Here is a 14,950-nt window from a genome sequence, read left to right as displayed (position 1 = left end):
AAGCCTCAGAAGTGGACGCGTGCACCAAGCATCACATACCGCTCGGAGAAGTTCGTCGAGACCAGCTGATCGGGCCAGGTGAGGTAGTACTTCTGTTTCTCGTTGGTCAGGTTTTGTCCCTGGGCATAGAGCTGCAGGTGCTTGTTCACCTTGTACGTCACGCTGGCGGCCAGGTACGTCTGCGGCATGGCGTATTCGTCGAAGCCCGTCACGCCAAGCCAATTGGTGCTGACCAACTCCTTGCTGCGGTAGTTCAAGGCCAGTCGCGCCTGCCAGTGATCGTCCTGGTACCAGACGATGAAGTTGCCCGATTTTTCCGAGTTGCCGGGGAAGGGCACCGAATTGCCCGCCAGATCCCGCTTGCCGGTCGTGCTCGGGCTGTAGGTGCCGTTGATCTCCACGCCGGTGTGCGACAGCAGCCCGGGCAGGAAAGTGAACGCCTGCTTGTAGTCCGCCTCGACGCCATGCAGTTGGGCGCCTTCGCCCTGCACCAGGGTGGATACCGGAACGCAGCGATCGCGGACGACACCGTCGGCATCCGGCAGATTGCATTGCACGGTGCCGCTGTTTTGCACGAAGCTTGCGATTCTCATGTTGAACAGGGCGAGGCTCACCATGCTGCCTTCGTTGAAGTAGTACTCCAGCGAGGTGTCGTAATTGGTGGATTGCCACGGCTTCAGGTCGGGGTTGCCGTTGGACGACGCGCCGCTGACGGGGAGCACGTGTTGGCCGTTCGGCAGCGTGATCGCCACCGCCTCGAAGCTCTCCGAAATGCCGCCGCCCCACTGGTCCAGGGTCAACGGCATCATGTTCTTGGACATGGCGAAACGCCACGTCAGGGAGGGTGTCATGTGTACCGCGAAATTCAATGCGGGCAGCCAATAGTCATGGCTGTTGTTTGACATGACCGAGCCGCCGGCCGGCGCCATCGCGCCGTACGCCGCCGCCGATCCCGACAGGTACTGGGTCACCCCCAGGTTCATGTGGACGTAACGCATGCCGAAGTTGCCGTCGAACGGCACGCCACCGAGAGTGCCGCCGAATGCCGCCTCACCGAATGCCTTGACCGTGTGGAGCGACACGTTCCAGTTCGCCGTGGGATCCGCGCCGTGCTGCAGGCCAGGCGCCAGCGAGTTGATGAAGGCGACGGGATCCGACATCGCGTGCGGGTCCAGTCCCACGATGGATACGCCGCCCAGGTTGTAAGTGTGCAGGTGATCGCTGATCGAGGCCGGCAGGTCGGAAAGAGTTGCGTTGCCCAGCGGATTGCCGTGGAAGTAACCGACGGCGTTGCCGGCGGTGCAGGCGCCGGGTACGCCACCGCCATCCAGAATCTGGTCCGCGTACACCCAGCGCACCAGGCAGCCATTCGGGTCGCTGGCCCCGTTGCCCGCATAGAGCGGAGTCAGACCGACCCAGGAGTCGTTGTTGGCGCTGCGCACGCTGTTGGAAACGCCGGCCTTGACGGTCAGATCCGGATTGAACTCGAACGCCCCGTCGAGCTGTGCGTAGAAGTTGCCTGCCGCCTGGTTGCCGCCACTGGAGTCGAAGCCCTTGTTGACGAAGGTACTGGGATCAGTGAGTCGCGCCGCCAACCCAGGCGAAACGGAGAGGGGCTGGTCGCTGCGCATGTTGATGCCGACCACCTCGGACCCCGGCACCATGCCGGCGGGGTTGAACGGGTAACTTCCGGTCGGGCCGGGATAGTAGCCGGGGGGCAGCGTCACGCCAGGCATCAGGTGGTTGCCCCACGCCGTTCCGTCGTCCTGGACGAACTGGATGTCCGCATAGGAGTTTTCGCTCGTCGCGGTGTTGTCAGCGAGAGCCAGATGCGCGGTGAACGGACCGCCGTTGTCGTACGTCAGCTTCGCGGTGAAATTGCGTGCTGTGGATGTCGTTTGTGTCGCCGTGGACGCGCTGCGGAAGCCGCCCAGGTAGTAGTCGAAACTCTGGACCGTGTAGAACTGCTGGTTCCAGTCGCCCGCCTGGGTGCCGGTCGGTCCCGTCGGGTTGATGAAGTCGATCCCGGTGCCGCGCGCCGCGGTCGGGATGAGCGTGGCCACGTTGTGGTTCAGCCCCTCCGGGACGGTGTTGACGTCGTAGGAGTCCTGCTTCTGGTGGGTGTAGAAGCCGTCCACGTTGAGCAGAAAGCTGTCGCCCAGGCTGGCGGCAAACGCCATATGCAGGCCCAGGCGCTTGCGCTGCATGCTCGCGTCGTTGGCGGTCATGGCGCCGTCGCCGGGTATCATGAACGCGGCATTCCTGATGCCGCCCACCTCCACGCTGCCGTCCGGCAATTGCACGATGCTCGGCGGCACCGGCACCGAACCCCAGCCGGAGATGAAGCCGTTGTTCGCCGTATTGTTTGCGTCGGAGGCGTTTTCGCCGCCGATGCGGCCACCATCGTAAAACCCGTTGGAACTGTTGTTTCGCGTGAGATCCGAATACGAGGCCGACAGCAGCGCGCCCCATATGCCGCCGTCGTTGAAATTGATGGTGGTGTCGACAGTGGGTCCGTTCTTCTTGGTGACGCTGCCGCGCGCGCCCTCGGCGGATGCCGTGACGGACCAGCCGGGATTGAAATCGAACGGTTGATACGTCCGCAGATTGACGGTGCCGGAGATGCCCGAATCAAGCATGCTCGCGGTGGGCGACTTGAACACGTCCACTCCACTGAACATGGCGGCGGGGAGCGTGCCGTAGTTGGGTTGGATGGAATCGATGTTGTCGGCGGTGATGAACGGCAGGCCGTTGAGGGTCGTGCCCACTTCCGGCAGGCCGCGCACGCTGAGGCTGGTGCCTTCGCCCGCCGAGCGGTCGATCTGTACGCCGGTCAGGCGCTGCAACGAGTCGGTGATCGATACATCCGGCAGTTCGCCGATGTTGACGGCCGTAATGCTGTCTTCGATGTTGGGGGCGTTCCGCTTGATGTCGATGGAGCGTTGTTGCGAAGCCTGGATGCCCGCTGACACCGTGACCCCCTGCAGTTGAACCGCGGCCTTTTTGTTCTCTTGCTTCTTTGCCATGGTGTCGTCTTGCGGTGTGGGCGTCGTTGCCGCCGGGCCACTGGTCGTGATGGCTGCGGGCACGGTGCCGCCGGTTGCCGCCGGCGTACCTGCGCAGGCCGCACCTGCGGCCAGAGCCAGCGTCGTTCCGACAACGGCAAGCAACGCATTGCGTACGGAGTACGCCAAGAACTTCTGCTGCATTTTCTCCCTCCCACGTGAATGTCATGGTTTGTTGCGGGGCTGCGTTACTGCTGCCGCGGACGAACCCCGCATTACGGCAAGAAGCCAGTCGCACCGGATCCATCCGTGCCATGCGCGCCATCCGTCCCCGCGGACAACGCCATCAATGACATCCACATGCAAAACGCGGCAAACCAACTCGGCGTCATGGCGTCAGCGCAGCTGTGAAGGTCATCTACACATATTGTAGTATATTACGTTTATACCTCTTTTGAGGGTATGTCAAGAACGCCCTGTGCGATTTCCTCAGGGCATCGAATGAATGAGGAAGCGCGTCCCGGTCCGCGATCGGGAGGTGCGCCGCCGGTGGCGGGGCCGGCTTGCATGCGGGTCGGCTGAACAGGTTCGTCGGCGGCACTTCTAGCCTGCGAATTGCTGGTCCATGGGGAGACGAGGCGCATGCCGTGACGACATGCGCGAAGCCGTGGTGACGAGGGCGGCATGACACCGAACGGTCAGGTCTCGAAGGATCACGGCGCGCCGCGCGTGCCCGGCATTACCGTGCCTGTGGCGAGCTGCAGCGCCATCCCATCGAGGTGCCGGCGTCGAGCCGGGCACACCTCGTTGCAATGGCTATGGCTCATCCACGGCGACGACCGCGATCGACTTGGCCGGCAATTCAAAAGCTAGGCTGCCGTGCTCTGCCTGGCCGGCATAGGCGACCGGATGAATCGTGTCCGGCGCCGCGAACGTGTTGTGGCTGTCCATCTTCGGTCCGCTCAGGATCTGACCGCTGGCGGTGCCGTTCAGCCCGGTCTCGACATGCGCGCCGCGATCTGGATCGAGGTTGACCAGCGCGAGATAGAGTCTGCCGTCGGTGCCGCGCGCGACCGATGCATCGACCATCGGCAGCCGGTGCTTGCCTTCCACGTAATCGGGCCCGCTGACCGTCGCCGGGTAGGGCGTGGCGCCCTGGAACGGCACGTACATGTGGAAGACGTGGTAGGTGGGCGTCAACAGCATCCTGTCGCCATCGGTGAGCACCATGGCCTGCAGCACGTTGACCATCTGCGCGATCGTCGCGAGCTTCACCCGGTCGGTATGGCGGAAGAAGACGTCCAGCGTCAGCGCCGCCACCTCGGCGTCGCGCAACGTGTTCTGCTGGTAGAGGAAGCCGGGATGGCTGCCGGGCGCCTGGTCGTACCAGGTGCCCCACTCGTCGACGTCGAGCGCGACTTTCTTGCCCGGGTCGTACTTGTCCATGATCGCCGAATGCTTGGCGATCAGTGTGTCGATGTAGCGCGCCTTGCTCAGCGTCGTCGCCCATTCGTCCTTGCTGAAGCCGGTCGCGGATCCCTTGTGCTCCCAGGAGGGGCCCGGGATGGTGTAGTAGTGCAGGCTGATGGCACCCATCTGCCTGGCCGCGCCGCGCATCATCGTGTCGGTCCAGGCGTAGTCGGCTTCGTTGGGGCCCGAGGCGATCTTGACGAAGTCGGGCGCGCCCGGCGCCGGGTTCACGAACGTGGCGTAGCGTTTGAACAGGCTGGCGGCGTAGTCGGCGGTCATGTTGCCGCCGCAGCCCCAAAGTTCGTTGCCGTAGCCGACATACTTCAGGTTGGTCCATGGCTTGTCGCGACCGTTGGTGCGCCGCTCCTGCGCGAGTGCGGAATCGCCGCCGGCGGTCATGTACTGCACCCACTGCCGTGCATCGTAAGCCGGTAGCGAGCCCAGGTTGAGCGAGACATAGGCGTCCGCGCCCAACGCCACGGAGTAGTCCATGAACTCGTTGGTGCCGAAGCTGTTGTCGTCGGTGACGCCGCCCCAGTTGGTGTTGATTCCCCTGGGCCGCCCGGCGTCCGGACCGACGCCGTCGCGCCAGTCGTAAGTGTCGGCGAAGCAGCCGCCGGGCCAGCGGATCACGGGCACGTGCAGCGCCTTCAGCGCATCCATCACGTCGGTGCGATAGCCGTTGCGGTTGGGGATCGACGAATGATGCCCGACCCAGATGCCGTCGTAGATGCCGCGGCCGAGGTTCTCGGCGAACTGGCCTTCGACTGCCGGCGCGATCACCGGGCCGGGGTGGTTCAGGTCGATGGTCAGCCTGACATTGGCCGGCGCGCGCTGCGCGACCGCCGACCCGCACAGGGCGACGGTCGCGAGCGCGGCTAGAAGCGCTCGTTGCGTGCTGTTGTTCGCCTTCAGAGACTGCGGTCGAGACATGTCATCCCTTTACCGGATCGCCCCGACATCGACCGGCGACGTGTACGAACCGAAATTGATGAGCGAGACGGTGCCGAGGCCACCGGGTGTGGCGTCGGTCTTCCAGACGGCGATGGTGATGTCGTTGTTGCCGTGCGGGTCGATCACGCCGTTGGGAATCGGGAAGCGATGCTGCGGGCCGAGCTCGGCCACGTAGTTGCCCATCTGCCAGCCGTTGACGAAGATCGTCGCGCGGTAATGCCGACCCGGCGGATCCGTGATCTCCAGTCCCAGCGACGTGTCCTGGCCCTTGGGCAGGCTGAGCTGGATGTTCGTGCGGTACCACGTCACGCCGGGCTGGGCGGAGTCCGACGGCAGGGTCGCGGACTGCCAGTCCGCGGCAGGGCCGGGCTTGAGCGGCCAGCCCTGACGCTCGCCATACAGACCACCGAAGTTGTACGGGCCGCGTTGCGGGCTCTCGTCGACGAGCGCGCCCTGCAGGCGCCAGGTGATCGCCTTGGCGTCGGCGCCGAGCGGCTCGGCCGAGACGATGCCGCGCGCGGTGCGGTTCTCGCCGGTGGAGTTGTAGTCCTCCTCGTGGCCCATGTCGACGGTCAGGACCGAGACGACGTTGTCGCCCGGCACCAGCATCGCGGAGGGGAAGCCGAACGCGCCGAGCTCGTTGCGTGTCACGCTGCCGAGGAAGTGCCCGTTGAACCACACCGAGAAGGCGCCCGCGACGCCGCCACTCTTCACCGCGAGCTTGAGGCCCGTGGGGGCGGTGTGAGTGGCATCGACGGTGAAGTGGCCGCGATACCAGGTGTTGCCAGTATGGAAACCGTAATCGTCGGCGAACAGTACCGGCAGCGTGCCGGGCTTGGTGACGCTGCTGGTGGTGGTGCGGTTGGCGACGCGCCATTGAGAGTCGTTGAAGCCACGGGCGATCTCCGGTGCGCCGGCGCGCTGCGTCCAGTGATCGAGCTGCGGTAGCGTGACCGGTTGCGGTACCGGCAGGCTCACGGCCAAGCTGCCCGAAGCAGTGTGTGCGGCGGCGAGCGGCTGGCCGTTCCAGGTCACCTTGGTCGCGTCGCCGGCGAACAATTCCGCGTTGGCATCGCTGTCGCCATCGCCGGTCAATGCCAGCGTGCCGTCGGTGTAGTGCGCGCTGCGCAGCAGGTGCGAGCCGAGCAGCAACACGGCACCCTGCGGTGTGTCCTGTCGCCAGACGCGTTGCGTGGCCTGGTCGTCGCCGATCAGCAGCAGCAGCGGCCGCTGGCCGCCGTCGACCAGCACGCGCGCCAGGCCGTCATGCCGGTAGTCCAGCCGCAGGCCGTCCTTGCCCCAATGCTGCGTCACGTTGCCGGACAGCACCGTCACCTTCGGCTTGGCGGCGTAGTCGAGCAGGGTTTCGCCGTCGCTGCCGTGGCGACCGTAAAGCACGGCGATGTCGCGGCCGCCTATCGCAGCGTTCGTCATCAGCTCGGAGGTCGAATAGTCCATGCGCGTTGTGCCAAGCATGTAGTCGGCCAGCAGCAACTTGCTGTCGCGCCCGTCGATGGCGATGGCGGTGCCGGGCTGCTGCGGGATGTCGAACTTGCCTTCCTTCAGCGCCAGCGAGAGATGCGTGGTTTCGACGGTCGACGCGGTGGTATCGCCGTGGCGGACGAGATGGAATTGCGTGCCCGTATCCGGATTGATCCGCGCGCGGTCGACGAGAACCGGGTTGTCGAGTCGGTCGGGCGCCAGCGCATCGGTCTTGGTGATCGGCGCGACCGCGTGGAGGAAATAGCCGATCCGCTTGTCCTCGTAGTACTTGGGGTCGAACTGGCGGGCTTCGGTGATCGCGGCGCCGTAATCGTAGGAGGTGTAGTTCTGCGGGATCGCCTGCCAGCCCCACGAGGTGCCGCCGAACAGCATGTAGAAGTTCTGCGCCGTCGCCCCCGCCGCGATGTTCTCCTTGTAGAACACGTTGGCGAAGCGGTCGTTGATCAGCTGCGCGCACTTGGGGTAGCCGGGGCCGCCCCAGGGATCGAATGCGCCACCTTGGAATTCGGCGGTGAACAGCGGTTCGCCGGCGAAGTGATTTGCGGCCAAGTCCGGGGCGGGCTTCCATTGCGTCGGATGCGAGCAGTCGAAGCCTTGCGGGTAATAATCCGAACCACTGACCTGCACCGCGCCCTTGCCGCTGACGAAGGTCGCGTCGTGGTTGCCAACCAGCGGGACGGTGATGCCGTCGGCGCGCGCCTTGTCCTCGAGGTGCTGCATGTAGTCGCGGCCTGCAGGCGAGCCGTTGTAGTACTCGTTCTCGACTTGGTAGGCGATCACCGTGCCGCGCCCGTTGGTGAGCTGGTGGCGGGCGAGGACGCGGTCGATCTGCGTCATCCACTGGTCGGCCAGCTTGAGGTAGGCGGGATCGGGGCTGCGGTTCTTGACTGGCTTTTCGGTCATCCACAACGGGAACCCGCCGCTGTCGACCTCGGCGTTGATGTAGGGGCCCGGGCGGGCGATCACGTAGATGCCGGCATCACGCGCGTCGTCGAGCAGCTTGTCGACGTTGCGGATGCCGCTGAAGTCGTACTGGCCGTCGCGCGGCGAGTGATAGCCCCAGGAGAAATAGATCGATGCGGTGTTGAACCCGGCCGCCTTCATCTTCTGGAAGACGTCCGGCCATAGATCGGGGCTGGGCAGGCGATAGGGGTGGACTTCACCCGACCAGATATAGGTGCGCTTGCCGTCGATGAGGAAGCTGTACTGGTCGAAGCTGATGCGGTGATCCGCCGGGGTGGATGCCGTGGTTTCGGCGCGCACGTCGGTGGGCATGGCGGCTGCGAACGTGAGGCCGCTAGCGGCCAGCAGGAGCTTGGCCCATGGACGATGATTCATTGCGATTCTCCCCATATCGTGATCAAAAAAGCCTGGCGTGCGCCGTCGTCCTTGCCCCTGGGGCCCGGCTTCCTGCAGGCTGCATCCCCCCTGGCGTGCGCCGATGGATGCGTGTGCGCGTCAACACATGCACAAGCGATGGGCGCCGACGCTGCATGCCGAAACGGTGCGTGTGCAGCCGCTCGTCGAACCTGCGGTCCAAGTCCACCATGCCGCCGAACGCCAGGCAGGCACCGGCAGCGAAGCAAATCGGTCCTCCGGCTGTCCCGTTGCGGCGGGTGGTTTCCATGGGCCGTCTGCTCGCCATTAAATATTATTTTATGATGTAAAACTTGAGCGACGACATGTCAAGTCGCAACGCAACGGCGCGTATCGCGGCCGCGTCACGATGCGCGGGCATGGCGCGCGATTGCATCGAATGGATCGGCAGCGGGAATGCTGCAAAGGGCGGACGTGGTTCCGGAGTGCACCACTCGCGGCATGAACTGGCGCAGTTGCGACGACATACACAATCCCGCGCGGCGCTGCCGGCCTCGTCTGCCTGGGCCGGCGGGATGTCGTCGAATCAGCAGTCGCCCAGCCAGGCGAGGTCGAAGCGGACGCAGTCCGGGTTGTCGTTGCCGTCTTCCCGCGGGGTGCCGAAGCGGTCGTCCGGCAGTGCCGCCATCACCGAGTGCATCGAGAGGATCGGCATTGGGCGCGCAGCCCGCGACCCCACGCTGGCGTGCCGTCGCAACAAGCGCGCGAGCCCGGCACCGGGCAATTCACTGCCCGATCCGCCGCAGCGGCTGGCCCGCCATCAGCTTGCGCTCGATCTGTTCCAGCGTGACGCCCTTGGTTTCCGGCACCAGCCAGATCGTGAACGCGATGAACACCACGTTGAACGCGGCGTACAGCCAGAACGTCTCGGCCTGGCCGATGCCGTTGAGCAGTGGCAGGAACGAAAGGCCCACCAGCCAGTTCGCCACCCAGTTGGTGAAGGTGGAGCAGCCGATGCCGAAGTCGCGGCCCTTGAGCGGCTGGATCTCCGAGCACAGCGTCCAGATCAGCGGGCCGGCCGACATCGCGAAGCCGACGATGAAGACCAGCAGCATGACCACGGTGAAGGTCTGTTCGCCGTGGCTGTGGATGCCCAGGTGCATCATCGTGCCGACCACGCCGAGGCCGATCGCCATCACCACGAAGCCGATGTACAGGATCGGCTTGCGGCCCAGTTTGTCGACCAGGCCGATCGCGATGAAGGTGGCCAGCACGTTGACCAGGCCCACTATCGCGGTGAACCACATCTGCGATTCGGTGTTGTAGCCCATGTCCTGGAAGATGCGCGGCGCGTAGTACATCACCACGTTCATGCCGGTGAGCTGCTGCATGATCTGCAGCAGCACACCCAAGCCCACCGAGCGGCGGAAGTTGCGGTTCTGCTGGAAGAGATGCCAGCCGCGTTGCGGCGTCTTCAGCTGTTCGCTGATCTCGCCGATTTCCTTGGCGATGGCGCCGCTGCTGCCGAGCAGCTTGCGCAGCACTTGCTCGGCCTCCGGCTGGCGACCCTTCATCATCAGCCAGCGCGGGCTTTCCGGCAGGAAGGCCACGCCGAGCAGGAACAGCGCGCCGGGGATCGCGATCACGCCCAGCATCCAGCGCCAGTTGCCCGAGTAGCTGAAGGCGGTGTCGGAGAGGAAGGCGACCAGGATGCCGATGGTGATCATCAGCTGGTACAGCGAGATCATCGCGCCGCGGATCGATTCCGGAGCGATCTCGGCCAGGTACAGCGGTGCGGTGAAGCTGGCGAGGCCGATCGCCAGGCCGAGCACGAGGCGGCCGACGATCAGCACGTGCGGTGTCCAGGCCAGGCCGCACAGCACCGAGCCGCCCACGAACAGCACGGCACCGAGGATCAGCGTGCGTTTGCGGCCCAGCTGGCTGGACAGCCAGCCCGCCACCAGCGCGCCCAGTGCGGCGCCCAGCATCATGATGCTGACGATCCATCCGAGCATGTCGTCGCCGATGCCGAAATCCTTCTGCAGGAATTGCTGCGCGCCGGAGATCACGCCGATGTCGAGGCCGAACATCAGGCCGGCCAGCGCGGCCAGGATGCAGGTGAACACGGCGGTGGCCTTGCCGTGCGTGGCGGCGGGTGGTGCGGTGGTGGCGCTCATGAGTCTCTCCCCGTGGAATGGCGTGCGTGCGGTGTTGCTGGATGGACAACCGTCGCGGCTGAAGCCGCTCCTACACCGTATCGGACCGTCGGAGCGGCTACAGCCGCGATACGTTTTCTCCAGACCCTCCATGGGCATCGACCGTGTTCATGGCGCACCGCCCGCAGGCGGCGTGCCGGCAAAGCGTGGCTCCGGCACGCCGCGCACCCCGACGCGCGTGCCGAACAGCGCGCCGGCCAGCGGCTCGCGCGCCAGTGTGGCAGCGTCGAGACCGTCGCGGGCGCTGGTGACGTAGAGCGTGTCCAGCGCGGCGCCGCCGAAGGCGGGGCGGGTGGGCTGGCTGGCCGGCACCGGCAGGATGCGGTCGATGCCACCGTCGGTGCGATAGCGCACCACGCGACCCGAACCCCATTGCGCATTCCACAGCCCGCCCTCGGCGTCGACGCAGGAGCCGTCCGGTTCGCCCGTCGCGTCGCGCAGGTCGGCGAACAGGCGCGAGGGGCCGAGCGTGTCGCCGTAGGTGCAACAGCGGATCGTGCGCGTCAGCGAATCGCAGTAGTACAGCGTGCTGCCATCGGGGCTGAAGGCGAGACTGTTGCTGATCGCCACGCCTTCCAGCGGCAGCTTCTCCAGCCGGAGCCCGGCGTCCAGGCGCCAGAAGCCGGCTATGGCCTGCTTCACGCCACCGTCGACGGGCTCGTGCAGGGTGCCGAACACGAAGCGGCCCTGGCGGTCGCAGGCGCCGTCGTTGCAGCGCGTGGGGAGTTCCGGTTCCACCTCGCACAATGTGTGCAGCGCGCCGTCGGCGAGCCTGAAGAACGCCAGTCGCGAGGCCAGCGCCAGCAGCAGCCAGCCGTCCGTTTCGCAGAGCGCAAACGAGGCGAGTCGCTCGGGCAATCGCCACTGTTTCGTTTCGCCGCTGACGGGCACGTGCCGCCACAGCGTGGCGGCATGGATGTCGGTCCAGTACAGCGCCTGCGCACGTTCACACCAGACGATGCCTTCGCCCAGCACGTTGCCCGCTTCCACGATGACCTGCATGGGAGCGGATGGCGCGTTCATACCCAGCCGCCGTCGACGATGAAATCCTGGCCGGTGCACATGCGGCTGTCGTCGGCGGCGAGGAACAGCGCCATGCGCGCCAGGTCCTCGGCCATCAGGTAGCCGGGCAGGCATTGCACGCGCGCGATCTCGGCCTCGCCTTCGGCGTCCAGCCACAGCGCGCGCTGCTTTTCTGTGATTACCCAGCCGGGTACCAGCGCGTTGATGCGGATGTGCTGCTGGCCCAGCTCACGCGCCATGCCGTTGACGAAGCCGTGCACCGCGGCCTTGGCCATCGCGTACAGCGGATAGCCGGCGTTCTTCTTCATCCAGCCCGTGGAGCCGAGGCAGATGATGGCGCCGCCGCCGAGCCGTTGCATGTCGGGAATCACCGCGCGGGTGGCGAACACCTGATGGCGCAGGTTCACCGCCACGTTGCGCTCGAATGCGGCGGCGTCCACGTCGGCCAGCGCGTGGCGCACGTCGTTGGCGGCGTTGTTGACCAGCACCGCGATGGGGCCGAGGTGTTCGCGTGCTTCGACGATCGCGCGTTGCAGCGCAGCCAGATCGGTGACGTCGCAGGGCAGGAAGTGCGGCGTATGTGCCACATCATTCAGCGTCGCCAGCAGCGCTTGCGCGCCAGCCTCGTCCACGTCGAGGAAGGCCACCTTCGCGCCTTGTCGCGCGAAGTGCTCGACGAAGGCGGCGCCGATGCCGGTGGCGCCGCCGCTGATCAGCACGCTGCGATCGCGCAGGCTGGGATAGCTGGCGTAGCGGTCGGCCATCGCGCTCACCATTCCGCCACGCTGCCGTCGTCGTGGCGCCAGACCGGGTTGTGCCACTGGTGGCCCACCTTGGCGCGCTCGGCCACGTAGGCCTCGTTCACCTCGATCCCAAGGCCCGGGCCCTTCGGCATCGCCACGTAGCCGTCGGCGTAGGCGAACACATTGCGGTCGGTGATGTAGTCGAGCAGGTCGTTGCCGGTGTTGTAGTGGATGCCCAGGCTCTGCTCCTGGATGAAGGCGTTGTGGCACACCGCGTCCAGCTGCAGGTTCGCGGCCAGCGCGATGGGCCCCAGCGGGCAGTGCAGCGCCAGCGCCACGTCGTAGGCTTCGGCCATCGCGGCAATCTTGCGCGTCTCGGTGATGCCGCCGGCGTGCGAGGGGTCGGGCTGGATGATGTCCACGCCGCCGGTCTGCAGCACGCGCTTGAAATCCCAGCGCGAGTACAGGCGTTCGCCCAGCGCGATCGGCGCCGGCGAGATCGCGGCGAGTTCCGGAATGCATTCCAGGTATTCGGACAGCACCGGTTCCTCGATGAACATCAGCTTGAACGGTGCCAGCTCACGCATCAGCACCTTGGCCATCGGCTTGTGCACGCGGCCGTGGAAGTCCACGCCGATGCCGATGTCCGGGCCCACCGCGTCGCGGATCGCTTGCACGTTTTCCAGTACGCGTTCGACCTTGGCGTGCGTGTCGACGTATTGCATTTCCTCGGTGGCGTTCATCTTCACCGCAGTGAAGCCGCGCGCCACCGCGTCCTGCGCCGCCTTGGCCGTGTCGGCGGGACGGTCGCCGCCGATCCACGAGTACACGCGGATGCGCTCGCGCACCGGCCCGCCCAGCAGCTCGTACACCGGCCGGCCGAGATCCTTGCCCTTGATGTCCCACAGCGCCTGGTCGATGCCGGCGATCGCGCTCATCAGCACCGGGCCGCCACGGTAGAAGCCGCCGCGGTAAAGCACGTTCCAGTGATCCTCGATATGGCGCGGGTCCTTGCCGACCAGGTAATCGGCCAGTTCATCGACGGCGGCGGCCACGGTGTGCGCGCGGCCTTCCACCACCGGCTCGCCCCAGCCCGTGATGCCGGCATCGGTGTCGATGCGCAGGAACAGCCAGCGCGGCGGCACCTTGTAGACGGTGAGCTTGGTGATCTTCATGCGTGTGTTTCCAAGTCATGCCAGGCCTGCGCGAAGGCGCGGGCTCGTTGAATCGTGTCGTCGAGACTGCGACCCGGCGCGAACAGTGCCGAGCCGATGCCGAAGCCGGCGGCGCCCGCGGCGACCCAAGGCGCCATGTTGTCGGGGCTGATGCCGCCCACCGGCATGACGGGCACCTCGCGCGGCAGCACCGCGCGCCAGGCCTTGAGCACGGCGGGTGCGGACTGCTCGGCGGGGAACAGCTTCAGCGCGTCGGCGCCGGCGTCCAGCGCGGCGAAGGCTTCGGTGGGTGTGGCCACGCCGGGCACGCAGAGCAGGCCGGCGGCCTTGGCGGCGCGGATCACCATGGTGTCGGCGTGCGGCATCACGATCAGCCGCCCGCCCGCATCGGCCACGGCGACGACATTGGCCGGCGTCATCACGGTGCCCGCGCCCACCAGCACGTCGGGACCCAGCGCCTTGGCGAGCCTGGCGATGCTGTCGATCGGCCGTGGCGAGTTCAGCGGCACTTCGAGCATGCGGAAGCCGGCCTCGACGATGGCGTGGCCGGTGGCCACCGCCTCGTCGGGCGTGAGGCCGCGCAGGATCGCCACCAGCGGCAGCGGCTTGAGCCAGGGGGTCAGCATGCGTGGATTTCCTCGGAGACGATGCCGGCCTGCACGGCGATCCGCCACAGGCCGCGGGCGGCGGCGTCCTGCACGGGCGGCGGCAGGTCGATATCGAACAGCGCGGCGGCGCGGCGGTAGCGTTCGCACAGCGCCGCGTCGCCGATCAGCTGCAGCGGCGTATCGCGGCGGGCGAGGCCGTCGGCCAGCGCGGCGCGGAATTCCTCGCCGACCAGCAGGCCGGAGAGGTAGTCGGACACGGACGCGGGCGCCAGGGCGCCGTCCAGCATCAGCGCGCGGGCGGAGAACAGCCGGCCCAGTGCGCCGGCCGCGCCGCTGTCGCGCGCCGCGGCGACGCCGCGTTCGAAGGCAGCGTCGTCGTCGTCGGCCTCGACGCCGGTGGCGCCGAGGATCGAGTGCTGGCGCAGCACCGCGAACAGTTCGCCGGTCATCCGGGTGCGGAAGCCGCACACGGCGCCGTCGCGTACCACGGCCCATTTGCTGTGCGTGCCGGGCAGGATGAAGGACGAGGCCGCGGCGAGTTCCGGTTGCAGCGCCAGCGCGCCGAGCAACTGGGTTTCCTCGCCGCGCATCACGTCGGGGCCGTCTGGGTCGCGCAGGCCGGGCACCAGATGGACGTCCATGCCGTCGGCGGCGCGCAGGCCGGCGAGCGCGTCACCGAGGCGCGCCACGTCGGCGGGCAGGTCGAGGTAGGGCGCCTCGCGCCAGCCGCCGCGGCTGCCGACCATGCCGCAGGCCAGCCGCGGCAGCGCCGGCCAGCCGGCGGTGATGTCGGCCAGCGCGGCGTCGTAACCGCCGGCCGGCAACTGGCGGATGCCCCAGGGACGTGCGCGCGTCTCCGCGATGCGGCCCGTGCCGTCGTAGCGGTAGGCGCGCAGGCTGCTGGTGCCCCAGTCGAGTCCGATCAGGCCGGCCATG

10 protein-coding genes are annotated in these 14,950 nt (G+C 66.8%); all 10 read right to left on the bottom strand.

Going from position 1 to position 14,950, the window contains the following annotated elements:
* Window positions 1-5 precede the first annotated feature (5 nt).
* Complete coding sequence (locus AB7878_RS07695) at window positions 6-3,209, bottom strand: TonB-dependent receptor (protein WP_369493795.1); 3,204 nt, start codon at window positions 3,207-3,209, stop codon at window positions 6-8.
* A gap of 612 nt (window positions 3,210-3,821) precedes the next feature.
* The gene (locus tag AB7878_RS07690; RefSeq protein ID WP_369493794.1) at window positions 3,822-5,408 is read right to left on the bottom strand and encodes an alpha-N-arabinofuranosidase; all 1,587 of its coding nucleotides are present in this window, start codon (window positions 5,406-5,408) and stop codon (window positions 3,822-3,824) included.
* 9 nt (window positions 5,409-5,417) lie between these two features.
* Window positions 5,418-8,270 (bottom strand): beta-galactosidase, encoded by a 2,853-nt coding sequence (locus AB7878_RS07685; protein WP_369493793.1) that lies wholly within the window; start codon window positions 8,268-8,270, stop codon window positions 5,418-5,420.
* A gap of 565 nt (window positions 8,271-8,835) precedes the next feature.
* Window positions 8,836-8,964: a hypothetical protein gene (locus AB7878_RS07680; protein WP_369493792.1), complete on the bottom strand. Its 129-nt coding sequence runs from the start codon at window positions 8,962-8,964 to the stop codon at window positions 8,836-8,838.
* 70 nt (window positions 8,965-9,034) lie between these two features.
* The gene (locus AB7878_RS07675; RefSeq protein ID WP_369493791.1) at window positions 9,035-10,426 is read right to left on the bottom strand and encodes a sugar porter family MFS transporter; all 1,392 of its coding nucleotides are present in this window, start codon (window positions 10,424-10,426) and stop codon (window positions 9,035-9,037) included.
* 147 nt (window positions 10,427-10,573) lie between these two features.
* A complete protein-coding gene (locus AB7878_RS07670; RefSeq protein ID WP_369493790.1) occupies window positions 10,574-11,488 on the bottom strand; it encodes an SMP-30/gluconolactonase/LRE family protein in 915 nt (304 codons plus the stop codon).
* Window positions 11,485-12,252, bottom strand: a complete 768-nt coding sequence (locus tag AB7878_RS07665; protein ID WP_369493789.1) for an SDR family NAD(P)-dependent oxidoreductase — start codon at window positions 12,250-12,252, stop codon at window positions 11,485-11,487. Before AB7878_RS07665 ends, AB7878_RS07670 begins: the two co-directional genes overlap by 4 nt.
* Window positions 12,253-12,257: 5 nt before the next feature.
* Window positions 12,258-13,406 (bottom strand): galactonate dehydratase, encoded by a 1,149-nt coding sequence (dgoD, locus tag AB7878_RS07660; protein WP_369493788.1) that lies wholly within the window; start codon window positions 13,404-13,406, stop codon window positions 12,258-12,260.
* Window positions 13,403-14,032, bottom strand: a complete 630-nt coding sequence (locus AB7878_RS07655; RefSeq protein WP_369493787.1) for a 2-dehydro-3-deoxy-6-phosphogalactonate aldolase — start codon at window positions 14,030-14,032, stop codon at window positions 13,403-13,405. Before AB7878_RS07655 ends, dgoD begins: the two co-directional genes overlap by 4 nt.
* Entirely contained in the window at window positions 14,026-14,949 is a 924-nt protein-coding gene (locus AB7878_RS07650; protein ID WP_369493786.1) for a 2-dehydro-3-deoxygalactonokinase, read from the bottom strand. The genes AB7878_RS07655 and AB7878_RS07650 overlap by 7 nt, the downstream gene beginning before the upstream one ends.
* Between the last annotated feature and the right edge of the window lies 1 nt (window position 14,950).

This window comes from Rhodanobacter humi (assembly GCF_041107455.1).
Taxonomy (GTDB): Bacteria; Pseudomonadota; Gammaproteobacteria; order Xanthomonadales; family Rhodanobacteraceae; genus Rhodanobacter_A.
The sequence above is the reverse complement of the archived record's forward strand: the minus strand, read 5'-3'. Positions and strand labels throughout refer to the sequence as shown.

Coding starts and splice junctions, on each gene's coding strand:
- AB7878_RS07695 (WP_369493795.1), bottom strand. CDS start 3,209: ATGCAGCAGAAGTTCTTGGCGTACTCCGTACGCAATGCGTTGCTTGCC.
- AB7878_RS07690 (WP_369493794.1), bottom strand. CDS start 5,408: ATGTCTCGACCGCAGTCTCTGAAGGCGAACAACAGCACGCAACGAGCG.
- AB7878_RS07685 (WP_369493793.1), bottom strand. CDS start 8,270: ATGAATCATCGTCCATGGGCCAAGCTCCTGCTGGCCGCTAGCGGCCTC.
- AB7878_RS07680 (WP_369493792.1), bottom strand. CDS start 8,964: ATGCCGATCCTCTCGATGCACTCGGTGATGGCGGCACTGCCGGACGAC.
- AB7878_RS07675 (WP_369493791.1), bottom strand. CDS start 10,426: ATGAGCGCCACCACCGCACCACCCGCCGCCACGCACGGCAAGGCCACC.
- AB7878_RS07670 (WP_369493790.1), bottom strand. CDS start 11,488: ATGAACGCGCCATCCGCTCCCATGCAGGTCATCGTGGAAGCGGGCAAC.
- AB7878_RS07665 (WP_369493789.1), bottom strand. CDS start 12,252: ATGGCCGACCGCTACGCCAGCTATCCCAGCCTGCGCGATCGCAGCGTG.
- dgoD (WP_369493788.1), bottom strand. CDS start 13,406: ATGAAGATCACCAAGCTCACCGTCTACAAGGTGCCGCCGCGCTGGCTG.
- AB7878_RS07655 (WP_369493787.1), bottom strand. CDS start 14,032: ATGCTGACCCCCTGGCTCAAGCCGCTGCCGCTGGTGGCGATCCTGCGC.
- AB7878_RS07650 (WP_369493786.1), bottom strand. CDS start 14,949: ATGGCCGGCCTGATCGGACTCGACTGGGGCACCAGCAGCCTGCGCGCC.